This window comes from Erwinia sp. JH02, assembly GCF_013074405.1.
Classification (GTDB): Bacteria; Pseudomonadota; Gammaproteobacteria; order Enterobacterales; family Enterobacteriaceae; genus Erwinia; species Erwinia rhapontici.
On record NZ_JABANZ010000004.1, the window covers coordinates 1 to 25,006 of the forward strand.

Annotated in this window: 23 protein-coding genes; 15 read left to right on the plus strand and 8 right to left on the minus strand. The window is 57.0% G+C overall.

What is annotated here, in order from left to right; all coding sequences use genetic code 11:
- Nucleotides 1-400 precede the first annotated feature (400 nt).
- Together HHI26_RS12025 and HHI26_RS12030 are read right to left on the minus strand one after the other, a co-directional pair.
- Nucleotides 401-1,093, minus strand: coding sequence for an RraA family protein (locus HHI26_RS12025; protein WP_133841579.1), 693 nt, complete (start codon nt 1,091-1,093; stop codon nt 401-403).
- A 12-nt stretch (nt 1,094-1,105) separates the two neighbouring features.
- Nucleotides 1,106-2,314 carry an aspartate transaminase gene (locus HHI26_RS12030; protein WP_167863662.1) on the minus strand — a complete coding sequence of 403 codons (1,209 nt, stop codon included), beginning with the start codon at nt 2,312-2,314 and terminating at the stop codon, nt 1,106-1,108.
- A gap of 320 nt (nt 2,315-2,634) precedes the next feature.
- Between HHI26_RS12030 and nac the strand changes: the two genes are divergently transcribed.
- The 13 genes from nac (at nt 2,635) to HHI26_RS12095 (ending at nt 15,654) form a co-directional block, all read left to right on the plus strand.
- Nucleotides 2,635-3,558 carry a nitrogen assimilation transcriptional regulator NAC gene (gene nac, locus HHI26_RS12035; RefSeq protein WP_171149156.1) on the plus strand — a complete coding sequence of 308 codons (924 nt, stop codon included), beginning with the start codon at nt 2,635-2,637 and terminating at the stop codon, nt 3,556-3,558.
- A gap of 220 nt (nt 3,559-3,778) precedes the next feature.
- Nucleotides 3,779-4,450, plus strand: a complete 672-nt coding sequence (pxpB, locus tag HHI26_RS12040; protein WP_171149157.1) for a 5-oxoprolinase subunit PxpB — start codon at nt 3,779-3,781, stop codon at nt 4,448-4,450.
- A complete protein-coding gene (locus HHI26_RS12045) occupies nt 4,447-5,415 on the plus strand; it encodes a biotin-dependent carboxyltransferase family protein (protein ID WP_171149158.1) in 969 nt (322 codons plus the stop codon). Before pxpB ends, HHI26_RS12045 begins: the two co-directional genes overlap by 4 nt.
- A 19-nt stretch (nt 5,416-5,434) precedes the next feature.
- Nucleotides 5,435-5,890: a hypothetical protein gene (locus HHI26_RS12050; RefSeq protein WP_171149159.1), complete on the plus strand. Its 456-nt coding sequence runs from the start codon at nt 5,435-5,437 to the stop codon at nt 5,888-5,890.
- Nucleotides 5,871-6,644 (plus strand): 5-oxoprolinase subunit PxpA, encoded by a 774-nt coding sequence (locus HHI26_RS12055; RefSeq protein ID WP_133841585.1) that lies wholly within the window; start codon nt 5,871-5,873, stop codon nt 6,642-6,644. Before HHI26_RS12050 ends, HHI26_RS12055 begins: the two co-directional genes overlap by 20 nt.
- Nucleotides 6,645-6,749: 105 nt before the next feature.
- On the plus strand, nt 6,750-7,502 hold the full coding sequence (locus HHI26_RS12060; protein WP_133841586.1) for an SDR family oxidoreductase: 753 nt from the start codon (nt 6,750-6,752) through the stop codon (nt 7,500-7,502).
- 28 nt (nt 7,503-7,530) lie between these two features.
- Nucleotides 7,531-8,232 (plus strand): amino acid ABC transporter permease, encoded by a 702-nt coding sequence (locus HHI26_RS12065; protein WP_133841587.1) that lies wholly within the window; start codon nt 7,531-7,533, stop codon nt 8,230-8,232.
- A 6-nt stretch (nt 8,233-8,238) separates the two neighbouring features.
- Complete coding sequence (locus HHI26_RS12070; RefSeq protein WP_133841588.1) at nt 8,239-8,997, plus strand: amino acid ABC transporter permease; 759 nt, start codon at nt 8,239-8,241, stop codon at nt 8,995-8,997.
- Between the two features lie 3 nt (nt 8,998-9,000).
- A complete protein-coding gene (locus HHI26_RS12075; RefSeq protein ID WP_133841589.1) occupies nt 9,001-9,738 on the plus strand; it encodes an amino acid ABC transporter ATP-binding protein in 738 nt (245 codons plus the stop codon).
- Nucleotides 9,739-9,767: 29 nt separating this feature from the next.
- Complete coding sequence (locus tag HHI26_RS12080; RefSeq protein WP_133841590.1) at nt 9,768-10,613, plus strand: ABC transporter substrate-binding protein; 846 nt, start codon at nt 9,768-9,770, stop codon at nt 10,611-10,613.
- A gap of 831 nt (nt 10,614-11,444) precedes the next feature.
- Nucleotides 11,445-13,334 (plus strand): beta-glucoside-specific PTS transporter subunit IIABC, encoded by a 1,890-nt coding sequence (locus HHI26_RS12085; protein WP_171149160.1) that lies wholly within the window; start codon nt 11,445-11,447, stop codon nt 13,332-13,334.
- The gene (locus tag HHI26_RS12090) at nt 13,331-14,743 is read left to right on the plus strand and encodes a glycoside hydrolase family 1 protein (protein ID WP_171149161.1); all 1,413 of its coding nucleotides are present in this window, start codon (nt 13,331-13,333) and stop codon (nt 14,741-14,743) included. Before HHI26_RS12085 ends, HHI26_RS12090 begins: the two co-directional genes overlap by 4 nt.
- A 53-nt stretch (nt 14,744-14,796) precedes the next feature.
- Nucleotides 14,797-15,654, plus strand: a complete 858-nt coding sequence (locus HHI26_RS12095; protein WP_171149208.1) for a PRD domain-containing protein — start codon at nt 14,797-14,799, stop codon at nt 15,652-15,654.
- Nucleotides 15,655-15,672: 18 nt separating this feature from the next.
- Here the strand turns inward: HHI26_RS12095 and HHI26_RS12100 are convergent, their stop codons facing one another.
- The 6 genes from HHI26_RS12100 to HHI26_RS12125 all read right to left on the minus strand — a co-directional run bounded on the left by HHI26_RS12100 (nt 15,673) and on the right by HHI26_RS12125 (nt 22,614).
- Nucleotides 15,673-16,533, minus strand: coding sequence for a MurR/RpiR family transcriptional regulator (locus HHI26_RS12100; protein WP_133841593.1), 861 nt, complete (start codon nt 16,531-16,533; stop codon nt 15,673-15,675).
- Nucleotides 16,534-16,668: 135 nt separating this feature from the next.
- A complete protein-coding gene (locus HHI26_RS12105) occupies nt 16,669-17,709 on the minus strand; it encodes an ABC transporter permease (RefSeq protein WP_171149162.1) in 1,041 nt (346 codons plus the stop codon).
- Nucleotides 17,706-18,707, minus strand: a complete 1,002-nt coding sequence (locus HHI26_RS12110; RefSeq protein ID WP_171149163.1) for an ABC transporter permease — start codon at nt 18,705-18,707, stop codon at nt 17,706-17,708. The genes HHI26_RS12105 and HHI26_RS12110 overlap by 4 nt, the downstream gene beginning before the upstream one ends.
- Entirely contained in the window at nt 18,700-20,184 is a 1,485-nt protein-coding gene (locus tag HHI26_RS12115; RefSeq protein ID WP_159336360.1) for a sugar ABC transporter ATP-binding protein, read from the minus strand. Before HHI26_RS12115 ends, HHI26_RS12110 begins: the two co-directional genes overlap by 8 nt.
- Nucleotides 20,185-20,272: 88 nt before the next feature.
- Nucleotides 20,273-21,256 carry a substrate-binding domain-containing protein gene (locus HHI26_RS12120; protein WP_234472508.1) on the minus strand — a complete coding sequence of 328 codons (984 nt, stop codon included), beginning with the start codon at nt 21,254-21,256 and terminating at the stop codon, nt 20,273-20,275.
- 272 nt (nt 21,257-21,528) lie between these two features.
- Nucleotides 21,529-22,614, minus strand: coding sequence for an aldose 1-epimerase family protein (locus HHI26_RS12125; protein ID WP_238337003.1), 1,086 nt, complete (start codon nt 22,612-22,614; stop codon nt 21,529-21,531).
- A gap of 319 nt (nt 22,615-22,933) precedes the next feature.
- Between HHI26_RS12125 and HHI26_RS12130 the strand changes: the two genes are divergently transcribed.
- Nucleotides 22,934-23,914, plus strand: coding sequence for a TIM barrel protein (locus tag HHI26_RS12130; RefSeq protein WP_133841599.1), 981 nt, complete (start codon nt 22,934-22,936; stop codon nt 23,912-23,914).
- A 45-nt stretch (nt 23,915-23,959) separates the two neighbouring features.
- On the plus strand, nt 23,960-25,000 hold the full coding sequence (locus HHI26_RS12135) for a substrate-binding domain-containing protein (RefSeq protein ID WP_133841600.1): 1,041 nt from the start codon (nt 23,960-23,962) through the stop codon (nt 24,998-25,000).
- The last annotated feature ends 6 nt before the right edge of the window (nt 25,001-25,006 follow it).

Here is a 25,006-nt window from a genome sequence, read left to right on the forward strand (position 1 = left end):
TTTTAAAAGCATCAGAACGTGACGATCTCTGCGGATTGACTGGAATCAGAATTCTGGGCTTTGGGATGGGTTCGGGTTTTGACCTGGATTTTGACGTTGAGGCGGCATTCAGCAGCGCTGAGGAAGCACAGTGAACCAGGACGAACCGCCAGGACGGCGGTGAGAGGGAGAGCCGGCACAGGGATGTGCCGTCACGACCGCTCCGTCGGTGAACGACGCTTGCGAAGGCACCCGCTGAAAGCGGGCGATGCGCCTGCCGCAAGCCCGGATTCCAAAGGGCGGGGCGACTGCCGCCCTTTGGTCGCTCAGCCCGCGCAGCGGGAAAGCGAAACGCCCTTGACGTTGACGTTGACCTGGACAATCGTGCAGATCAGCAGAGCCTGCGACAGATCGCAAAAGCTTAATACTGCCCGTCAATCACTTCTACGCCCTTACCGGCCAGCCAGGGGTCGATCCACTCCCGTTCCAGCTCTCCGCGCTTCGCCAGTTCAAAATTGCGCTCATCAACAATCAGATAAGCCTGCGCGGCTTCCAGAATCTGCGCGGCATCTGCTTTGGGGATGACTATCACGCCATCGTGATCGCCGAGAATGATATCGCCCGGCGAGACATGAATATTCCCACAGGCAATCGGCACATTGATCTCACCAGGGCCATCTTTGAACGGCCCGCCGGGCGTGACGCCGGCAGCGTACAGGTGATAATCCATTTTGCTGATGCCCTCAATATCACGGATCGCGCCGTCCAGTACCAGTCCTTCAATATTGCGCTGGCGTGCCCAGGTGGTCATCACTTCCCCCATCAGCGCCTGGCTGCGATCGCCCTCGTTCGACACCACGATGACATCACCCGCACCTGCCATATCCATCGCTTTATGCAGCATCAGATTACAACCGGAACGGGCTTTGACCGTGACCGCCAGACCGCACATGGTGGAATGGGACGGATTGCTCATCAGCCGAATATCGCAGGCCAGTGCAGGCAGACGGCTCATGCAGTCTGCAACTACAGCCGCAGGCAGGGTGCGGAACGCCTCAACCCAGGGCGCGGCCTGTAAATCACGTTGTAAGAAAATACGGTTACCAACAGTCATAACAATCCTCGTTTAGTTCAGGCTGGCAACGGCAGCGGCAATCAGATCCGCGCCCTGTTGCAAGGCAGGTAAATCGGTAGCAATCGACAGGCGAAAATAAGGCGACAGGCCGTAAGCAGCCCCGGCCACCACCGCAACGCCAGCGGTATCCAGCAACCACAGCACCACGTCGTTATCCGTGGACAGACGTTGCCCTTCCGCCGTGGTTTTCCCCAGCAGCCCCCCGCAGTTGACGTAAAGATAAAAGGCGCCTTCCGGCAGACGGCAGCTCAGCCCGGGAATAGCATTCAGACGTGCGGCCATATCGTCACGGCGCTGGCGGTAAACCTCCAGGCTGTGGGTGATAAATTCGGTACCGCTGTTCAGCGCCGCCAGTGCCGCAGCCTGGCTGACGGAGCTGGCGTTGCTGGTGGACTGCGATTGCAGCGTGCCCATCGCCGCGATCAATGCTTTAGGCCCGGTGGCATAACCGATACGCCAGCCGGTCATAGCGTAGGTTTTCGACACGCCGTTGACGATTAGGGTACGGTCAGCAAGGCGCGGCTCCACCTCCAGCAGATGCACATTCGGCGCATTGTCATAGCGGATATGCTCGTAGATATCGTCGGTCATGATCGCCAGGTGCGGGTAATCCAGCAGCACATCGGCCAGCGCGCGCAGCTCGGCACGCGTATAGCTGGCACCGCTCGGGTTGGAAGGGGAGTTAATCAGCAGCCAGCGGCAGCGGCTGGTAATCGACGCACGCAGATTTTCCGGCGTCAGTTTGAACCCGTCCTGCTCGCTACAGGTGACAATCACCGGGCGGCCATCGCAGGCCAGCACCATATCCGGATAGGAAACCCAGAAAGGTGCCGGGATCAGCACTTCATCGCCGGTTTCCAGCGTAGCGGCAAAGGCGTTAAAAATGGCGCTCTTGGCCCCGTTGGTGACAATCACATCATCGGCATTTACCGTCAGGCGGTTCTCACGCAGGAACTTCTCTGCGATCGCCGCACGCAGTGCCGGGGTACCGTTATTCTGTGTATAGCGCGTTTCACCGCGCTCAATCGCGGCGCTGGCGGCCTGGCGGATCACCGCGGGCGTGTCAAAGTCCGGCTCACCCACCACCAGATTAACAATCGATTTTCCGGCACGTTTTAGCGCATTGGCGCGGTCGGAAGCGGTACTGCTCGGCGAGGGTTTAATGCGGGTAACGCGATTAGCAATATGGATGGCACTCATGGCAACACTCCGGTCGGTGGCGTAATAGCCTTAAGTTACGAACACCGGCGCGCTTCGGCTAAGAGGAGTTTGTTCTGATTCAAGAGCGAAAGCTTATGGATGGGGCAGAGCCATAAGCAAAAGCCATTTATTGGTGCAGCGCTGCATCACAGAACGGAGAAAAAGGATGTTAAAAAACGGTTAAAATAGCGATCTATCTCACTGTTTTACATATTAACTTTCTTGATGTGTCGGCGCTCACCCTTAGAGTGGTCTGGATCTTGCTATATTCCCCTTCACCCGATTGTTACCGCAGCGCAGTGCAGAAGAGGAAGGTCACGATGAATCTCAGGCGGCTCAAATACTTTATCAAAATTGTCGATGTCGGCAGTTTGACTCAGGCAGCTGATATTCTGCACATCGCGCAGCCTGCACTCAGCCAGCAGCTCGCATCGCTGGAAGGCGAAGTCAAACAGCAACTGCTGATCCGCACCAAACGCGGCGTCACGCCCACCGAGGCGGGCAATATTCTTTATGCGCACGCCCAGGCGATCCTGCGCCAGTGCGAACAGGCACAGAGTGCCATTGATGGTGCCGGGCAGGCACTGAGTGGGCAGGTGTCGGTCGGGCTGGCGCCCGGTACGGCGGCCTCGCTGCTGGCCCTGCCGCTGATGGAAGAAGTGCGTAAACAGCACCCGGGCATTTTGCTCTATTTTAATGAAAGCTTCGGCACCACCCTCAGTGAACTGATCATGAGCGGGCGTATGGATATGGCGGTGCTGTATGGCAACCGTCAGGTGCACGGGCTGGCGTTTATCCCGCTGATGAAAGAGGACCTGTATCTGGTGACGCCGCAGGCCACCGCCAGCTTTGGTAAAACCGTTACCCTGCAAGAGATTGCACATCTGGAGCTGTTCCTGCCGCGTCCTTACAACATTATGCGCAAACTGGTCGATGAAGCCTTCGTGCAGAAAAACCTCTCTTACAGCGTAAAATGTGAAATTGAGTCAGCTTCCACGCTGGCACTGGCGCTGGATAATAACCTCGGTGCCACTATTCTGCCGGAGTCCATTGCGCGCAACATGGTGGCACAGGCCCATGCACGCATGGCGAAGATTGTCGACCCGGGCATTCAGGCGCCACTCTCATTTTGTACCTCGGATCACCTGCCGCTTTCCCAGCCTGCCGAGGCGGTGAAAAAAATCCTGCTGGCGCTGATGGCCGAACGTACTCAGGACAATCGCCCACTGACGCTGGTGGGGTAAGGTCATCTTCTGAAGGAGGCGGCGATACTCTGTAGGGGTCGATCATCTTTTTCGATCGACCCGTGCTGATGGTATGCACCTCATGCACGCAAAATCTTAAGAGTAATAAGTCTGTCTTATCCCCCTAAAGCGAAACCCTCTTACAGACTGGCAGAACGACCGGGCTACAGTGGCCTTATGTCGGGCTTTCCGTTGACGGATATGATGTTGAGGATGAGGAATGGATCCAGCAGGTCAGTTACAGGCACCGCAAATCAGCTGGCTGGGCACCCACGCGCTGCTGTTTGAAGCGCCGGGGGCACTTTCACTAGTGAACCAGCAGCGCATCTGGGCGCTGGCAGACTACAGTGCCAGGCTGAACAGTATTCGCGGCGTGGTTCCGGGGATGAACAACCTGATGCTGGTGTTCGACCCACAGTGGTGCGGGGCCGAATCGCTGCCGGAACAGCTGCTGCGCCAGTGGGAGCGGGGGGAGAGTAAAACCTTCTCCGGGCGCATCATCGAACTGAACGTCATCTACGGTGGCGAACCGGGGCCGCATATCTGCGATGTGGCGGAACACACCGGTATGACGATTCAGGAAATCGTTCAGCGTCACAGCGAACCCCTCTATCCGGTTTATGCCCTCGGTAGCCATCCGGGTTACTGCTATCTCGGCAATATGGACCCGCAGATCGCCACGCCACGTCGCAGTACCCCGGTGCAGAGCATTCCCGGTGGTTCAGTGTCGATTGGCGGTGTGCAGACGGGCGTTTCCGCCTCCGCCGGACCGAGCGGCTGGAACACCATCGGCCGCACGGATTTTATCTTCTTTGATGCCCACGCTGAACCGCCGGTGCGTTTGCAGCCCGGTGACAGCATTCGTTTTCGCGTGGAAAAGGTGCTGGCATGATCGAAATTGAACGCACCACACCGCTCACCAGCGTGCAGGATAATGGTCGCTTCGGCGCGCTGCATTACGGCGTCGGTACGGCGGGGGTGATGGACCCTCTGGCGCTGCGCCTCGGTAATGCGCTGCTGGGTAATCACCCGGACGACGCAGTGATTGAAGTCCCGCTGTTTCCTTTCCGTGTCCGTTTTCATAGCGATGGCCTGTTTGCGCTCAGCGGCGGTGACAGCCAGGCCTCGCTGGACGGCAAGCCGGTTCCCGCATGGTGGGTGGCACACGCCCGCGCAGGCCAAGTGCTGACGCTCAATGCCTCGCGTTTTTCCGCCCGCAGCTATCTGCACCTGCCGGGTGGGGTGGATGTTCCCCGGGTGCTCGGTTCGCGCAGCACGCAGTTACGCGGTGAATTTGGCGGCTGGCAGGGACGGGGCCTCAGCGCAGGCGACCGGCTGAACGCCCGCACCCCTGACTATCGTGGTGCCTCTGACTTCGGTATTCCCTCACCACGACTGACGTTGCAAGCAGGCTCATTGCAGGTGCCGCACATCCGCGTGCTGCCCGCGGCCGAATACACCCGCTTCACGGCGGAATCTGTCCAGCGCTTTTGGCAGCAGTCGTGGCGTATCACACCGCAAAGCAACCGCTACGGCTACCGGTTGGAAGGCGAAGGGCTGGTGGCAAAAGTGCCGCTGGAGATGCGTTCTCACGGCATCATCCCTGGCGTTATCCAGGTCACCCATAGCGGCCAGCCGATTATTCAGATGCGTGATGCGCAACCCAGCGGAGGCTATCCGAAACTGGGGACGGTGATAGACGCCGACATGTGGCTGTTGGGACAGGTGCCGGTGGGCAGCCAGGTACGTTTTGTGGAAGTGGATCTGCTTCAGGCGCAGCAGGCACAGCAGGAGCAGGACCGCTGGCTGGATAACCTGTGTCATCAGATTGAACGTTACCGCCGCAGCGCGGGCTGACCCGATAAAAGGAGAACGAATGTTAGCATTTCGAGAGTTACAGGGCCTGGTCAATCAGATGCAGCGTAGCGGCCTGACCAGCCTGCAAATTAACAGCGCGGACTATGCCATTCGCATGACCTGTCAGCCGGGAAGTCAGCGGCCCGTCGCTGCCCCCGAACCGGTTGCTGCCATAGCGGTGCCCGTCATGCCGGTTGGCGTCACGGCACCGATGCCGGGCCGCCTCTGGTTACAGGACCCGTTGAGCGGTAAAAACGTCGGCCCCGTTTCCGGGCCGGTGGAAGCAGGCTGTCTGTTGGCGCTGGTTCAGGCCGGGCCGCTTTGCCTGCCGGTCCGTGCGCCGCAGGACGGCATCCTGACTAGCATTGAGGCGACACAAGGTCAGGCAGTGGAGTACGCCCAGGCGCTGATGCAATTGCTGCCGCAGGAAAAACCACAGACAGAGGAACAGAGCCATGCGCAGCATCGATCTTAACGCCGATCTCGGCGAAGGCTTTGGCGACTACACCCTCGGGGATGATGCCGGACTGATGGCACTGATCAGCTCGGCGAACGTGGCCTGCGGATTTCATGCGGGCGACGCCACGATCATGGCTCGCAGCGTTGCGCTGGCGAAACAGCACGGTGTTGACCTGGGTGCCCACGTTGGTTTCCCGGATTTACAGGGGTTTGGTCGCCGCCGGATGCAGATCGATCCGGCCCGGCTTGCACACGATGTCACCTATCAACTGGGGGCGTTATCCGGCTTTGCCCGTGCTGCCCACTATCCGCTGACGCACATGAGTTTTCACGGCGCACTGGGCAATATGGCGGCAGAAGAGGAGGCGCTGGCACGGCCGCTGTTACAGGCGGTACGGGCTTTTGATCCCGCGCTGATTATCAGCACCACGCCGGGCAATGCCGTTGAACGCTGCGCACGCGAGCTGGGGCTGCATGTCGCCTGCACCTTCCTTGCCGACCGGGCTTTTCAGGCCAATGGCCTGCTGGTGCCACGGGGGTCTCCGGGGGCCGTTATTCATGATGTGGAAGAGGTGAGTCGCCGGGTGATCGACCTGCTGACCTCCGGATCCATCACGGCCATCGACGGCACACGGCTGCCGATGAATGTGTCCTCCATTTTGTTGCACGGTGACACGCCGGGGGCGCTGGCACTGATTGCGCGTCTGCGCCGGGATATCCAGGCAAATGGCGGAGAAATCAGATCGCTGTCACAACAAAAAGCCCGTTAAGCCCGGTTATAAGAGTGGCTTATTGCCACAAAGGCTTTACCTCTTACCCCCTGGTAAGCCCAGGGGGATAGAGTCAAAACACCAGAAGAATAACAGGAGTGCATTATGCCTTTTTCAGATTACAAAACGGCCCTGGTCACCGGCGCATCCGCCGGCATGGGGGAAGCCATCGTCGAGCGCCTGTGCAAAGAGGGCATTGTGGTGCATGCGCTGGCACGCCGCAGTGATGAGCTGGAGCGCCTGGCCGCCCGGACCGGTTGTATTCCCCACGTAGTGGATGTTGCGGATGTTAACGCACTGACCGAGGTCTGCCGCGACCTGCCGATCGATATTCTGGTCAACAACGCCGGTGTTTCACATCCTGGCTCCATTCTTAGTGCCGAAGAACAGCATGTAGACACCCAGGTGGATGTGAACCTGCGTGCGGTGCTGCATCTCTGCCGCCTGCTGGTGCCGGGCATGATGGAGCGCGACTGCGGGCATGTGATCAACATTACGTCGATTGCAGCGATCTACAACTTCGGTGGCAACTCGATTTACCACGCCACCAAAGCGGGTGTGCATGCGCTCTCGCGTCAGCTGCGCGTCGACTGTTATGGCAAACGTGTGCGTATCACCGAAATCTGCCCTGGCCGGGTGGCGACCGATATCTTCGGTAACGTGTCCGGTGATAAAGAGGGGGCACGCCGCCAGTTTATCGACGGCTTCGAACTGCCGCAGGCCAAAGATATCGCCGATACCGTCGCCTTCGCGCTGGCCGCCCCGGTGGCGGTGAATATCGGTCATATCGAGATCACGCCGACGCTTCAGGTGCCGGGTGGGTTGTCGACCATGCGTCCTGGTGATGCCATCCGCTGACAAGCCGATTAACTGAGGGCAAGCGACAATGAACGGTTCACTTGATTTTAGCGTCATTCTGCATGGCCAGTACGGGCAGATGATCATCGACGGCATGCTGCTGACGCTGCAACTGGCGCTGGGTTCCTGGCTGCTGGCGATGGTACTGGCGATGCTGCTGGTGGTGATCCGCCTCAGTAACCTGCGCGTATTGCAGTGGCTGGTGGCCGCTTATGTCTCGTATCACCGCAATGTGCCCACGCTGATCCAGCTGATGATGTGGTATTTCGCCATTCCCACGCTGCTGCCGGAATCGGTGCAGATGTGGCTGAATGATTTCAACGCCGAATTTGTCTTCTCACTGGTGGCGCTGGGGTTGTGCCAGGCGGCGTATTTTTCCGAGGACATCCGCAGCGGCCTGCGTGCCACGCCGGAGGGGCAGACGGAAGCCGCCCGCGCCCTCGGCATGGGATATATGCAGTCGATGCATCTGATCATTCTGCCGCAGGGCATTCGTAATGCGTTACCTGCGCTGATTAACCACACGGTGCTGCTGTTTAAAAACACCAGTCTGGCGATGGTGATTGGCGTGGCAGACCTGACCTACGTGACGCGGGAAATCGAAAACTACACCTTCCGTACCTTTGAAGCATACCTGGTGTCGACGCTCTGTTACCTGTTCTTCTCTCTGTTGTTGATGGGCGCGGGTGCGCTGCTGGCGCAACGTTTCCAACGTGTCTATGCGAGGTAACGTCTGATGACGGAAATGCTGACGATTTTACAGCAGAACGGCATGTTGTTCCTGATGGGGCAGTATCCGAACGGCCCGCTGGGCGGGGTGCTCTGTACCTTACTGGTGTCAGTACTGGCGATTGTGTTTGCGCTGCCGCTCGGCGTACTGCTGAGCGTGGCACGTGTTTCACCTTACCGCTGGCTGCGCTGGCCAGCGACTGCCTGGGTGTACGTGCTGCGCGGCATCCCGCTGCTGATGGTGGTGTTCTGGACCTACTTTTGTCTGCCGCTGTTACTGGGGCACACCCTGAGCGGCTTCGGCACCATGCTGATCACCCTGGTGATCTATGAAAGTGCCTATATCGCGGAGATCGTCCGTGCCGGTATCCAGGCACTGCCGCCGGGGCAGTACGAGGCATCACGTGCGCTGGGCATGAGCTACACCCGCACCTTCCGTCTGGTGATCCTGCCGCAGGCGCTCTACAACATGTTACCAAGCCTGGTCAGCCAGCTGGTCTCGATTATTAAAGACAGCACGCTGGGCTATGTGATCAACGTTCCTGAGCTGACCTTTGCGGCCAACCAGGTCAACAACCAGCTGCTGACTAAACCTTTCCAGGTGTTTGCCATTGTGGCACTGAGCTATTACATCATCTGTTTCAGTCTGACGTGGCTGGCGAACTGGCTGGAGCGGCGCATTGCGCAGAAACGTAATCGCAGCCATCCGGTGGCCTCTTCACAGTCCGGCACGTTGCTGGTGACCAAACCCGTTATTGAGGAGTAAGGCATGCATCCGATTATCCGGTTTAATCAGGTTAATAAGTGGTATGGCGCGTATCACGCTCTGGCCGATCTCAACGCGGAAGTGAACAGCGGTGAGGTGGTGGTGGTGTGTGGCCCGTCCGGTTCTGGCAAATCTACCCTGATCCGCACCGTCAACCGCCTGGAGCCGATCCAGGAGGGGCAGATCGTGTTCGATGGTCATGATATTCACGGCAGCGGCATGCAGCAGAACAAGCTGCGGGCGCGCATTGGCTTTGTGTTCCAGAGTTTTAACCTGTTCCCGCATCTGTCGGTGGTCGACAACGTGATGCTTTCACCCGTGAAAGTGCTGGGGATGAAGCGCAGTGAAGCGAAGCAACAGGCGCTGGCTTTACTCGACCGCGTGGGTCTTGCACACAAAGCCAATGCCTGGCCCGCTCAGCTCTCCGGTGGGCAACAACAGCGCGTGGCGATTGCCCGGGCGCTGGCAATGAAGCCCCCGGTGATGCTGTTTGATGAACCGACATCGGCGCTTGACCCGGAAATGGTCGGGGAAGTGCTGAACGTGATGCGCGGTCTGGCACGGGATGGCATGACCATGATGTGCGTGACACACGAAATGAATTTTGCCCGCGAAGTGGCGGACACGGTCTGGTTTATGGATGAAGGAAAGATCCTCGAAAAAGCCCGACCTGAAGACTTTTTTACCCGGCCCGCACATGAGCGCGCCCAGCGTTTCCTGACCGATCTGCGTCAGCACTGATCTCACCTGCACATTAACGGAGTCTGTCGATGATGAATAAGAAACTTCCGCTGTCGTGGGCGATCTGCCTGCCCTTACTGCTGAGTGCCACCCTGTCTGCGCAGGCTGATACGCTGTCTGATATTGCCAGCCGTGGTCAGCTTAACTGTGGCGTTTACGCTGATGTCCCGCCGTTCTCCTCACCGGATCCGAAAACCCGTCAGCTGGTGGGGATGGATGTTGACCTGTGCCAGGCGCTGGCGGGTCAACTGGGAGTCAAGGTGAACCTGATGCCGGTTTCCGTCGAAGCCCGTATCGCGGTGCTGACGACCGGGCGCGTGGATGTACTGATCGCCAACCTCGCTTACACCAAAAGCCGTGCTGCGCAGATCCAGTTCAGCGATCCGTACTACATTGCGAAAGAGGTGCTGGTGGTGAAAAGCCCCAATGCCGATAAAACCCCGGCAGACTTCAAAGGCAAGCGCCTGAGTTCAACGAAAGGTTCCACCTCAGAACAATCCATTCGCATGGCGCAGGCTAAGCCGGTGACGTTCCAGGATACCGCATCGGCCTACTTAGCACTGCAACAGAATAAATCCGTGGGTTTTGTCACCAACGGTATGACCGCCACCCAGCTGGTTAACCGCGCTGCGGCTGACAATATCAAGCTGGCGATGATCAAAGAGCCGATGGCGCTGGAACCGGTCGCCGTTGGGATGAAAAAAGGCGATGAGGCGCTGCTGACCAAAGTGAATGCCGGATTGATGGCGATGGAGCAGGGTGGTGAAATTGACCGCATCTGGAACCGCTGGCTCGGGCCGGACACCGAATACAAAATGGTGCGTGAAGAGAAAGTGCAGCCGCTGAGTGAGCTGAAGTTCGTGCCGCTGGAGTAGCACGGGAGGGACTTCCCCTGACCCGGGGGGATGGTCTGCATGACGGTCAACGTCAAGGTCAACGTTAAGGTCAACGTCAAGGGCGTTTCGCTTTCCCGCTGTGCGGGCGAAGCGACCAAAGGGCGGCAGTCGCCCCGCCCTTTGGAATCCGGGCTTGCGGCAGGCGCATCGCCCGCTTTCAGCGGGTGCCATCGTCAGCTCCGTTCACCGACGGACTGGTCGTGACGGCACATCCCTGTGCCGGCTCTCCCTCTCACCGCCGTCCTGGTGGTTCGTCCTGGTTCACTGCGCTTCCTCAGCGCTGCTTAATTGCCGCCTCAACGTCAAAACCCAGGTCAACATCCAAACCAATGCACAGAGAGCGCCATGTCGTGGCAGTTTTAAAACCCACCGCGAGCAACGGTTCTGCGGGGAAGGGGCCAGATTGAGGTAAGCCGGACGTCACACGACAGGACGTCGCGTGCCGAGGCCCGCAGGGATGCGGCCGTTGCCGTTCCGGCGTGCTCAAACTGGCCCCGAACCTGAAGCCAGACTGCCAGCCATTCATTTTTGTGGGGTCCCCTGAGGTCAGCAGGTTGCCGGAACAGAGGCGCACCTCGACGTTTATTCGCTAAAACATGAGAGCCAGATCCCATTCTGTTATGGGAGTCATTGCCAGTTAACGCCGGAAATGATGATAATCGCGGCGCAACGGCTTTACAGGTTGCCCCCATTTTTTATTGCGGCATGTCACTGGTAAAGCAGGCAAGACCAAAATAAAAATGCATGACCTCTTTTTTGAGGCGCATTTTTATTTTGGTCTTTTTTTTTGGTTTTTTTTGAGGGAATACCGTGGATTATAAAAAACTCGGCCATGAGATTTTAGCACTCAGCGGCGGCAAAAATAACATCAGCAGGCTCACTCACTGTGCGACACGTCTGCGCCTTGAGTTCAGCGACCGCAGCCAGGTACAGGAGACGGAAATTGAGAAGCTTCCGGGCGTGATCGGCGTGGTGGAAAGCGGCGGCCAGTTCCAGATTGTTGTGGGAAACCAGGTGCAGCAGACCTACCGTACGATGCTGGATGCTATTGGCAGTGCCGCGCCAGGCGGCAAACCTGCGGCGGCAAAAGGCGGAATTTTCAGCCAGATTATCAGCGTGATTTCCACCACGTTCACCCCGGTTATCCCGGCAATCACCGGCGCCGGGATGATCAAAGCCCTGCTGGCGATTCTGAAACTGTGCGGGCTGATCAGCGTCAGCAGCACCACCTATCAGCTACTGGATACCATTGCTGATGCCGCCTTCTTCTTCCTGCCGGTGCTGCTGGCCTACGGTGCGGCGATTAAGTTTTCCTGCAACCCCATCCTTGCCATGACGATTGCCGGGGCGATGCTGCACCCCAACCTGGCGCAAATGCTGGCGAAAGGCGGGGAGATCACCTTTATCGGGATCGACGTTCGTCTGGCCGATTATGCCGGCTCCGTGCTGCCCATCATCTTTACCGTGTGGATCATGTCATGGGTGGAACGTTTCGCTGAACGCGTGTCGCCGTCGATGATCACTTTCTTTATCAAACCGATGATTGTGCTGCTGGTGACGGCACCGCTGGCGCTGGTGGCGATAGGGCCGTTTGGGATTTTACTCAATGACCTGGTGGCGAGCGGCGCGTCGGCGATTAACGGCAAGGCCAGCTGGCTGATTCCAATGCTGATGGGCGGGCTGCAACCCTTCCTGGTGATCACCGGCACTGCCTGGGCGATGACACCGATTGCCACCATGCAGCTGACCCGCCAGGGATTTGAGACGATTAACGGCCCCGGTATGCTGGCCTCCAATATTGCCCAGGGGGCGGCGACGCTCTGTGTTGCACTGAAAACCAAAAATAAAGATCTGAAGCAGCTGGCATCGTCCTCCGGTTTTACCGCGCTGCTGGGGATTACTGAACCGTCGTTATACGGGGTGACGCTGAAGTTAAAACGCCCGCTGATTGCCGCGATGATCGGCGGCGGCTGTGCCGGAATCTATGCCGGGTTAAGTGGGCTGGTGCGCTACGCCTTCGTCTCACCGGGCCTGGCGGCGTTGCCAGCGTTTATTGGTGAAAACCCGATGAATATTGTGCATGCGCTGGTGACCTGCCTGATCGCGGTGGTCGTCGCCTTTGCGCTGACCTGGATACTGGGTTTTGATGATCCTAAAGCCGCGGATGAAGCGACTGCCGAACCTGTGCCGGTGCAGGCAGCAGGTGCCTCGCCATCGACTCAGGTGAGTGAAACCCTGCACAGCCCTCTGAGCGGGCGTGTGCTGCCGCTGTCGGCAGTACCGGACGACGTTTTTTCTCAGGGGCTGTTAGGCCAGGGCGTGGCCATTGTGCCGGATCGCGGTGAACTGCTCTCGCCGGTTAATGGGGTGGTCGTGACCTTTCTGCCGTCGAAGCATGCCGTGGGAATTTTGTCGGACAGTGGTTCAGAGGTGTTGATCCACGTCGGAATCGATACCGTCAATCTGAACGGCACGTATTTCACCTCTTCATTACAGGTGGGCGACCGTGTCCAGACGGGGGGTGTGCTGGTGACCTTTGATTGCGCAGCCATTACCGCCGCGGGATATGAACTGATTACGCCGGTGCTGGTGGTCAACAGTGATGACTATCAGATCGTGCAGAATCTGGCTACAGACCATGTCAATGGCGGCTCAGCTTTGCTGGCCCTGACCCCAAAACAACAAGCGAGCGTATCATGATTTATCAACAATCCCAGCCTTTCCCGGATGGCTTCTTGTGGGGGGCATCCACCTCTGCCTATCAGGTGGAAGGGGCATGGAATGAAGACGGCAAAAGCCCGTCGATTATCGATATGTGCCAGCACCCGCAGGAGACGGCAGATTTTACCGTTGCCAGCGACCACTATCATCGCTGCATCGAAGATGTACAGCTTTTCGCCGAACTCGGACTGAAAGCCTATCGCTTCTCCATCGCCTGGACGCGCATCATTCCCGGCGGCGTCGGTGAGGTGAATGCGCCGGGGCTGGCGTTCTATGAGCGACTGATTGATGAACTAAACCGTCACGGTATTGAGCCGATTGCCACGCTTTATCACTTTGACCTGCCCTGGTGCCTGGAGGAACAGGGGGGATGGGAGAACCGCGCAACGATAGCGGCATTTGTTGAGTATGCGCGTACGCTGTTCAGTCATTTTGGCGGCAAAGTGAAACACTGGCTGACTATCAACGAACAGAACACCATGATCCTGCATCCGGGCGCCATTGGTCTGCCGCCCGGTGGTGAACTGCCGTCGCCAGCGTCCCTCTGGCAGCAAAATCATCATATGATGCTGGCCCAGGCACAGGTGATGGCGCTGTGTCATCAGATGTTGCCCGACAGCAAAATTGGCCCGGCGATCAATACCACGTCAATGTATCAGGCCACATGCCGCCCGGAAGATGCTATCGCCGCGCATAACTGGGAAACCCTGCGCTGCTGGAGTTTTCTTGATGTGGCGGTGCACGGGCGCTATAACGCGCTGGCCTGGCATTATCTGCAGGATCGCGGTCTTGCCCCACAGATGGCCGCCGGGGATGCTGAGATTTTACGCCAGGGTAAACCGGATTTTATTGCGATTAACTACTACTCGACCGCCACCATCGCCGCCAGCCAGGGCGATGCGTCGGATATCAGCGCACGTGCCGGTGACCAGCAAATCATGCTGGGCGAACCGGGTGTGTATCGGGCAGCCGAAAATCCCTGGGTGGAAAAAACGCCGTATGGCTGGGTGGTTGATCCGGTCGGGCTGCGTCTGACGTTGCGTAAAACCTGGGAACGCTATCATTTGCCGATTCTGATCACAGAAAACGGGATGGGCGCGCCGGATGTGCTGGAGGAAGGCGATATCATTGCCGATGATTATCGTATCGATTTTTTGCGTCAGCACATCGCGCAAATGCAGCTGGCGATAGCGGATGGCGTGCCGCTGATGGGGTATTGCCCGTGGTCAGCCATTGATGTGGTCAGTACGCATCAGGGCTATGGTAAACGCTACGGCTTTATATATGTGGATCGCGGCGAGCATGACGTGAAAGGTCTACGGCGTATCCGCAAGGCCAGCTTCGGCTGGTATCAGCGGGTGATTGCCAGCAACGGCGCGACCCGGTAAAACAGAGCGCACAATCAGCAGCACAGGGGCCGGATGGCAGCACGATGGATAAAATGACCGTAGCAAAGGTGCTGAATAACAGTCTGGTGCTCTCCAGCACCGCTGACCATGACGAAGTCATCGTGATGGGGAAGGGCATCGGCTTTAACAGCAAGGTGGGCGATACGCTGGATGCGTCACAGATTGAGAAGATCTTTATCGTGCAGGGAAGCCAGACCCGCCGCGACTATCTGCGGGTGATTGAAAATGCGCCGGAGTCTCTGCTGCCGCTGGTGCAGGAGCTGCTCGACCGTGCCAGCGCCCAGTTAAACAGCCGGCTGAGTGAGCAGCTGTTTTTTACGCTGGTGGACCATATCAGCTTTGCTGTTGAGCGTTTTACAAAAGGGATTGCCATCCAGAACCGGCTGCTGTTTGAGGTAAAACGTTTTTATCCGCGTGAGTTTGCCGTGGCGCAACAGGCGGTGCGGCAGCTTAACCAGCAGTTGAATATTGACCTGCCGGAAGAGGAGGCCGGGAATATTGCCTTCCATCTGGTTAACGGGCAAACCGATGTGCAAAACATGGAAACCACGCTGCTGTCGGTGAAGATGCTGAAAGATATTTTCAATATCATCAAGTACCACTTTCGCGTGGAGATCAACCGGGACTCCCTGAACTACCAGCGCTTCCTGACCCACCTGCAATTTTTTATTCAACGGATGGTGGAGGGGCGGCAGATCGCCAATAAAGACGATTTTATTTTCACCCAGGTTAAGGCTGAATATCCCGATCACTATCGCGCCAGTCAGCTGATTGGCGAATATGTGTTTAACCTGTTGCAGGTATCATTAACCAACGATGAGCTGCTGTATCTGATTATTCATCTGGTGCGCATTGTGACGCCGGATGAGGATCTGCCCCACACAGAATAAGTCCGGCTAGCGGCCGGATTATTTTCTTTTGTGGGCGACAGACATCATCGTGCGGTTGAGCTGTTGCTCGGCATGAGCATAATCACTTTGCGCCACCACCACGAACAGGGCATCCAGAATGTTGAGCTGGGCGACGCGTGCGGCGGCGTTTTCACCGGTGAGTGGAGACCCCCGTGCCGTGGAGCACAATACCGTATCGGCCAGATTGGCCAGCGGCGAGCCGGAATAATTAGTAATAGCGATCACCGGCACCTGGTTGGCCTGTGCGGCTTTAACGGCTTCGAGAATATCTTTGGTCTGGCCGGAATGCGAAATCGCCAGCACCACATCATTTTTACCCAGTAATGAGGCTGACATCAGCATCATATGGGGATCATCCCAGGCGGTGGCGCGCGCACCAATACGCAGAAATTTATGCACCGCATCGCGGGCGATTTGTGCTGACCCTCCGAAGCCATAAAAATCACGCTGTTGCGCTTTCGCCAGCAGTTCGGCAGCACGTTCAAAGGCTTTCATATCGAGGATCGCCAGGGTTTCTTCCAGCGCCTGCGCCGAAGTGCGAAACACCTTGGTGACAATTTCCGCTGCCGTATCCGTCGGGGAGACTTCCTGATGCATTTCGGTGATCGGCAGGCGATTATATTCCGCCGCTTTACTGCGCAACTCTCTGAAGCCACTGAAGCCCAGTTTTTTTGCTGTTTTGACCACCATGGCTTCAGACATGTCGCACTGGCTGGCCACGTCTTTCAGGGCAACCCGTTCATGAAAGTCGTTTGAGAGCACCGCGTTGACCAGTTTCGTTTCCAGCGGGGTCAGCAGCGACACCATCATGCGTAACCGGGGGCCAATCGAACTTGCATCATCGGCAGAGTTGACCATGAGACACCTTATTTCCTTACTCAGTGTGTTAACGCGTAAACATATCATGACCCATAGAGTGGGGCTAATGTAATGATTTCCCACATTGATCGGGTGACGATCAATGTGGGTCATCTGTACGTCTATGAGGGGGCGTCAGACCTTATAAGCCCGTGTCGCCGTCTTCGCTTTCGCGCGTTCAGACATCCACTCTTTCAGCACCAGACCGCCGGAGGCCAGCAGCAGGATCGCCCCCCACAGCGCCAGCGTAATAAACTGGCTGAGATCGAGCAGTATGGATGCTGTCGACATCAGTTGCAGGATCAGCAGCGACAGGATCACGCCGCTCACTCTGCCAAATCCCCCTAAGGGATCTACACCACCCAGCACCACTGCGAGGATCGCCACCAGCAGGTAGCTTTCACCATAGGCCGCATTAGCCGAATCGAAGCGTGCCATCATGATGATCCCTGCGATACCGGCTAACAGGGAAGCGATCAGATAGACCCAGACCAGACTGCGTCGTGTATTGATGCCGGAATACTGTGCTGCCCGCTCGTTGGAACCTATCATCGCAATAGCATTACCCAGCGGGGTTTTATTGACGAATATGCTTAACGGGACGATGACGGCGGCAAAGATAAGCAGCGCCACGGGAATGCCGAGCAGCGTGCCATTACCGATAAAGACAATCGGCTCAGGGAAACCGGAAATCACATTGCCATGGCTGATACCAATCGCCAGCCCTTTTGCCGCGGTCATGGTGCCGAGGGTGGCCAGCATCGGTGGCACTCGCACGTACGCCACCAGTATGCCGTTGAGCAAACCTACCAGCGCGGCGACCACCAGCCCGGCACCGATCGCCGCAAACTGGACCATGCCCCAGGCCACACCCTGAGTTTCAGGGATCAGAGCGGCCAGCATATAGGCCACCGTCAGCGCGCACAGATTAGCCGTGGCGATAATCGACAGGTCGATACCGCCAGACAGCATCGGGATCATCATGGCCAGCGCCAGGAATCCCAGCTCGGGGAGCTGAAAGCCCATTGACTGCAGCCCGGCGATGCCAAACAGTTTGTTGCCTTCCAGCAGGCCAAGGCCGATGACCATCAGGGCCAGCATCACCAGCAGGCGGGCATTGGTGGCCCCCACGCGGTGAAGCAGGTTATCTAACAGGCTGTTGTTATGATTTTTCATGATGCCACTCCGGGTTCTGCCTGCTTGTGACGTTTGCGCGTTTCTCTCGCCATCATGATCATCGCGGTGATGATCACCAGACCGGTACTGAACAGCGACCAGTACGACGAGACGCCGAGCAGGATCAGCCCATTTTGCAGAATCGCGATCAGCGCCAGCCCGAGTACGGTACCCAGCACCGTACCGGAACCGCCGGTCAGACTGGCACCGCCAATGACCACGGCCGCCACCACATCCAGTTCGCGCCCGACCAGCGCGGTAGGCGATACGGATTGCACCAGCTGCGCCTGCACCAGTGACGCAATGCCTGCCAGCGCCCCCATATAGCCGTATACCAGCATATTCAATCGGTAAACGTTAAACCCCACGCGCTGCGCCGCATCAGGATTGCCGCCCATGGCATAGATTTGACGGCCTACATTGCTGCGGTTAAGCAGCAGCCACGTCAGCAGGAAGGCCAGGAACATGGCGATAATCTGGAAGTTCACGGCGTAAGGAATGCCGTCAGCATCGGTATGAAAAACAAATTCAAAGCCCGCCGTAAACCAGTCCGGCAGGGCAAAGATGTCAGCACCGCCGGTGACGGTCAGTAAAATGCCAAAGAACACGTTCAGCGTGGCGATGGTGATAATCAGCGCCGAGGTTCTGAGCGAATTCACCAGCAGGCCGTTAATCAGCCCAAGTGCGACCCCGAGCCCGACAGCGATGGCGAAAACCCCCACCCAGCCGATGCCGTAGTAGTTGGCCACCGTCAGTGCGGCAAACTGAGTAATCGAGGCCGTGGCCGCAAAGGAGATATCAATGCCTCCCGTGATGATCACCACCAGCAGGCCGACGGCGAGGATACCGATAAATGATGTTGCCCCAAGGACATCCACCAGGTTTTGCAGCGAGGCAAACTCCGGGGTGAACAGGGTGAGGAAGATCACCATCAGCGTGATAACAATCAGCAACCGGCACTCGTGGGTGTGGATGAAACGCTGGAAAAAATCACGCATTGACCGCCTCCTTCAATTCTTCTTCCGAGCAGCGACCTGGAATATATTCGCCGTTAAGCCGCCCGGCACGCATTACCAGCACGCGATCGCTGTGATAGTAAATTTCCGGGATTTCATCCGAAATCATGATGATGGCAATGCCCTGTGCGGCAAGGTTTCTGATTACGGCGTAAATTCCGTCTTTGGCGTGGATGTCCACGCCGACGGTCGGGCTGTCGAGTATTAGCAGGCTGGGGTTCGTCGCCAGCCATTTGGCGAGCACCACGCGCTGCTGGTTGCCGCCGGACAGCGTTTTCACTTTGTTCTCAGGATTGCCTGCTTTGATGGTCAGGGCGTCGATGCCGTGACGCACGGTGTCTGCATAGAGATCATCACGAATAAAACCGATTTTGTTGACCAGTTTTTCAATCACCGACAGGGTGATATTGGTGCTGATGGACTGTTCCAGCACCAGCCCGAGTGCCAGGCGATCTTCTGACAGATAAGCGATGCCGCGTTGAATGGCATCCCTGTTGGATCGCATTACTGCGACTTCACCATTCACGATAATCTCACCCTGTTCAGGGCGGGTGAGGCCAAACAGCGACAGCGCCAGCTCAGTGCGCCCGGAGCCGAGTAACCCGGTCAGACCAAGGATTTCGCCCCGGCGGACATCAAGGGTAATGTCGTGATATTCATCTTTGCGAGACAGCCCGCGAACCTCCAGCACGGTGTCGGTTTCCGGGCGATCTTTGGCAGCACACTGGTAGCTGAACTCTTTACCGGTCATCAGGGTGGCCAGCTTGCGGTCGGACATCTCTCTGGCATCATAAGTGCCGAGCATTTTGCCATCGCGCATCACGGTAACCCGGTCGGCAATTTCCAGCACTTCATCCAGACGGTGACTGACGAAAACGATGGTGATACCGCGTTCTTTCAGTTGCAGTGTCAGCTTCAGCAGGGCATCCACTTCGTGACGCGTCAGCGAGGAGGTGGGTTCATCCATAATCACCAGCCGCGCATCGGCAGCCATTGCCCGGCAGATAGCGACCAGCTGGCGTTGCGCGATAGAAATATCGGCCACTTTGTCGCCGAGTGGCAGCGAAACGCCGATGCGCTGCATGGCATCGCGGGCGAGCTGATGAACCTGTTTCCAGTTCACCTGGCGCAGGCCCCCCGCGTGCAGACCAATGGCAATGTTCTCGGCCACGGTCAGGTTGGGAAACAGTGACAGATCCTGATAAATCACCTGAACGCCAAGGCGGGTGCTTTCTACCGGCGTCAGGTGACTGATGCGATCCCCGGCAATGGTAATGTGCCCGCCGGGTTCAGGTTGATGCACCCCGGACATGATTTTAATGAGCGTGGATTTACCGCAGCCATTCTGCCCGCACAGGCAGTGTACCTCGCCTTTTTCTAGCGTGAGATTGACGTTCGACAGGGCATGAACCCCGCCAAATATTTTTGATATTCCATTCAGCTGTAAAAAAACGGACATCAGGCTACCCCTTTCATTAATTTAGGGTACAAGGAATCGGCATCGGGCTCCCTGGAGCCCGATGCCTGTCAATAATTAACGGTGTGTTTTAGAGTCCGAGCTTGATCAGGTCCGCGATGTTATCTTTGGTGATCATCAGAATTCGATCCACCATCACCACGTTGTTTTCGGTATCGACCGTGGCTTTACCCAGGCCCGGGATAGTCATACCGGTTTCAAATTTTGTATTATCCAGCGCCAGTCGTGCCACGGATGTCATCGCCAGCCCGGCTTCTTTCGGGTTCCAGAGGAAGCCTTCGCGGATCACGCCCGACAGAATGTAGGCCCGTGCCTGGGAAGGGATAGTGGTTCCCACCAGCGCGATTTTCTTCTCTAAATGGCGTTTTTTCAGCACGTTACCTGCACCGATCGGCCCGTTGGACCCCATCGACATAATGCCGGTGACTTTAGGATAGGCTTTCAAAATATCCTGGGTGACGCGCTCAGACTCATCGATAAAGTCAGCCCCCGGGAAACGGTCGGCGGCCAGACGCATATCAGGGTAGTGCGCTTTCTGATAAGCGATGGCGGCATCAGCCCACTGGTTATGGCCGGTGGTGGTCAGCGTGCCGACCAGCACGACATAATCCCCTTTTTCACCCATTTCACGTGCCAGCGCTTTCATCTGTGCTTCACCATAGGCCTGGGCGCTCATCAGCTCCACATCCCAGGTTTTCCCCGGCTGGTTTGGCCCTTCCTGGGTGATCACCATGATCCCGGCATCTCGTGCGCGTTTTACCACCTGCGCGGTCACTTTCGTATCCAGCGGGACCAGCCCTATTACGTCCACTTTCTTGGCGATCAGGTCCTCAATCAGTTTGACCTGCTGTGCCGGGTCGGCACGGGTCGGGCCGACCATGGAGGTTTTGAGGTTGAACTGTTTGCCGCCTTCCTCCAGCCCCTGGTTGAGGATGTTGAACCACGGAACGCCCACGGTCTTCACGACGGTAACCATGGTTTTTGTCTCGGCAGCGGCAGCGATGCCTGACCAGCCAATCCCTGCGGTCATGGATATCAGGACAGATAAACTCATTAATTTAACAAGGATGCGACGATTCATTTTTAACCCACTTATTTATTGTTGATATCGGCAAAAATTAACCTTTCAGGACGAGTTGTGCGCGTCGTTAGCGTGTAGGGCAAAAACGAACACGTCTTCTCTTTGTGCCAGGAACAAACCGCATTAAATGTCCGTCTGACGACATCGACTTTACTGAAAAAACTTTCAAAGTAAATTTATTGCTCTACCAAAGTGTCCTTATTTGATTCAGCTCACACCTCCGTTTTGCAATTTCGGCAAAAACGCTAACGCGAAGTGCGGATGATCGCGTCTTTCATCTTCGCCTCAGCGACATTCAGATAGCCCAGCTGTACGTGGAAACGGGCGTGCTCACCCCCGGCCAGCGATCGGACATTACCCTGCTGTTGTTCTGCGAAGTGACCTTCAACGCCGCAGGTGGCCGGCATGGCAAAGGCGCACACTTTTTGCTTGTTGTTAGCCAGAATCCAGCGCACCAGATGCGAGAATTCATCCGGGGAGTAACTCACGGTGAATGCATCACCTGCTGGTCTGCGCAGCATTACGTGCACCTTTCCGTCCTGCGCTGTCTTCAGGTTTTTCAGATAAAAAACCAGCTCAGGGTCCACGCCGAGAGCCGTGCTGATCACCGCTGTCTCAGAGGGGTCTTCCTGCATTTTTGCTAACTGCTGAAGGTAGTTGTCATCAGACTTGACGATGGCGGGCACCGAGGTGCGCACCACCAGATCCTCACGACTGAAGCCGGTGGGTTGCACGATCTGGCCTCCTTCAACAAAGGCAAAGTTGGCGTGGCACATGTACATCAAATCCATCGTATCCTGACCGAGATTTTCCACCGCCATATGAATCCCAAAGGTGGCATCGTCAGGCCGGATCACCACACGCGGACGTGCCATATAGTGGTCGCCAAAGCCCATCAGGTATTCACGCTCACCGGCCAGCGCCATCCACGGGCCGTCTTGATCTTCGCCGGTTTCAATACTGGCGCTATCCATCGGGGCCAGCGGCATCTCGCCGTGCAGGGCGTGGCTGTCATGCTCGCCGGGGTTGCCGTTACGGAGCAGGCCTGAGTGATACATAAAACACCCGTAGGTGCCAACGACATCCGTTGCCGGGCGTGGCTCGCGAAAGCGACTCTCCATCGTGAGGTCGACGCCATCGAACACCGCCTGCCAGATCATCTGCCCGTACCAGGGCAGGATAATCAGGTGCCCGCGCCGGTTGCTGAGGCGCACGGCTTCAATACCGGAAGGGAAGGTGAACAGTTCGGCACGGCAGCCATCGGTGCTGACGATGTCCACCGGAGTGGTGCTGAAAAAGGATTTCCTGAGGGTGATTTTGGATTGCTGCATTGACGTCTCCATCCTGTGCGGGTGCGCTGATAATTTACTGTTATTAACTGAACAGTAAATCTTTCGTTTGCATCACACAACGGGAAGGGGGCCGCTCACTCTGTGTTAATTGCGCAAAATGCGACCTGTCACACAGTTGCGAGACTTTTTTGTTTTCCCTGCCGCGCCAGTCAAAATTTCGTGAATTGCGTCTCAAATTGCTGATTAAAACCGCACGCTGTGTTGCGGCAAATTATCGTTAATGATAGAAGTGCACTTATTCACAAATAAATGTGAAGTTGTAAAGTAATTTACGAGCCAACGACCAGGGACATCAACTATGTCAGAACTTAAATTTGCCACACGCCTTAACTCCTTTGCTTCCGGCGCTTTTCGCTACTGGCCTGAACTGAAAGGCAAGCCTTCCGTGCTGCAAATGATCGAGCGCGCTGCCACAGCGAAAGGCCTGACCCATCTGGATCTGAACTACCCTCAGCACATCACCGACGACGTGAAAACCATGCGTCAGAAAATTGAAGATGTCGGCCTGGCGGTAAACGGCATGCAGATGCGCTGGGATGCACCGGAATTCAAAATCGGTGCTTACACCAACCCGGATGCCAAAATCCGCCGCCAGGCGATTGAGCTGACCAAACGCGGCATTGATGCCGGTCGTGAATTTGGTGCCAGCATCATGACGCTGTGGATGGGGCAGGACGGGTTTGATTACAGCTTCCAGGCTGACTACAAAAAAATCTGGGAAGATGCGGTAAGCGCAGTGCGTGAAGTGGCGGAATACGCCGGGGATATGGATGTCAGCATCGAATACAAACCCAATGAGCCGCGTGCATTTGCCATTTTCCCGAACGTGACCACCTGTCTGCTGGCGGTGGAAGAAGCGGATTGCCCGAACCTGGGGATTACCCTCGACTTCGCACATGTGCTCTACGCCAATGAAATCCCGGCTTACGCTGCCGCGATGGTTGCCCGCCGTTCCCGTCTGCTGGGCCTGGACCTGAATGATGGCTGGGGCAAGCGCGATGACGGCCTGATGGTCGCTGCGGTGAATCCGCGTGCCACGCTGGAGTTCCTCTGGCAGATGAAGCGTGACGGCTACAACGGCGCCTATTACTTCGACACCTTCCCGGATGCCAGCGGCCTTGACCCGGTGCGTGAAGCCGAAACCAACATCGCCACCGTGACCCGTTTACTGAAACTGTGCGACAAGCTCGACAATAACCCTGCCTTGCTGGACGCCATCAGCCGTCAGGATGCCGTCACCTCCCAGCAGATTGTTAACGACATTATGCTGGCGCAATAAACGTCTCTCCGGGTGTTAAACCCTATAAAAATAACAGGATAGATTATGAAAAAACACTTGCTCTCTGTACTCACCGCTACGCTGTTCTGCTCAACCGTTTATGCCGCTGATCTGCCGCCGTTGCAGTCGGATACTGAACCCGACCGCACCGACTGGACGCAGCTCACGGCAAAGTACGGCCCACTGCCGGCACCGGACAAAGCCCTGAAAATTGGCGGCGTATCAAAAACGCTGACCAACGAATACTGGCGTTCGCTGGGTGAGGGCTACAAAACCGCCGCGGCGAAATACGGTTTCACCGTGGAGTATCAGGCGGCCGCTAACGAGGACGATCAACTGGGGCAACTGTCAATCGCGGAAACCCTGATCTCTCAGGGCTTCAATGGCCTGCTGGTGTCCCCGCAAACGGACGCCAACATGCAACCCGCCTATGAAGTGGCGAAAAGCAAAGGCATTCCGGTGGTCAACGTTAATGATGCCGTGATGCCAAACGTGGCGAACTACGTCGGTAACGTGCAGAAAGACAACGGCGTACGCGTGGCGAACTGGTTTATCCAGCACTATCCGAAGGGCGGCAAAGTGGCGGTGATTGAAGGCCAGCCTGGGGTTTACGCCGCCGCGCAGCGTACCAAAGGATTCCGTGAAACCATCGCGAAAAACAGCAAATTCAGCCTGGTAGCCAGCGTTCCGGCCAACTGGAGCCGTGAAAATGCCTACAATGCCGCTTCAACCATTCTGCAACAGCACCCGGATCTGATTGGCTTCTACGCTAACAATGACGGCATGGCGCTGGGCGTAGTGGAAGCCGTGCGTTCACAGGGCAAATCGGCGCAGACTGCGGTGTTTGGCACCGACGGGATTTCAGATGCCTATGCCTCTATCAAACGCGGCGAGCTGACCGGCACCGTCGACAGCTTCCCGGTTCTGACGGGGGAAGTGGCGATGGAAGTGATGCTGCGTCTGATTAATGGTCAGAAGCTGTCACGCGTGGTCTCCACTCCGCAGGCGCTGATCACCAAAGATAATGCCGATGCCTTCTCGACAAAAGATAACGACAAGCTGCGCCAGCTGTTAGCTCAGCAGTAATCAAGG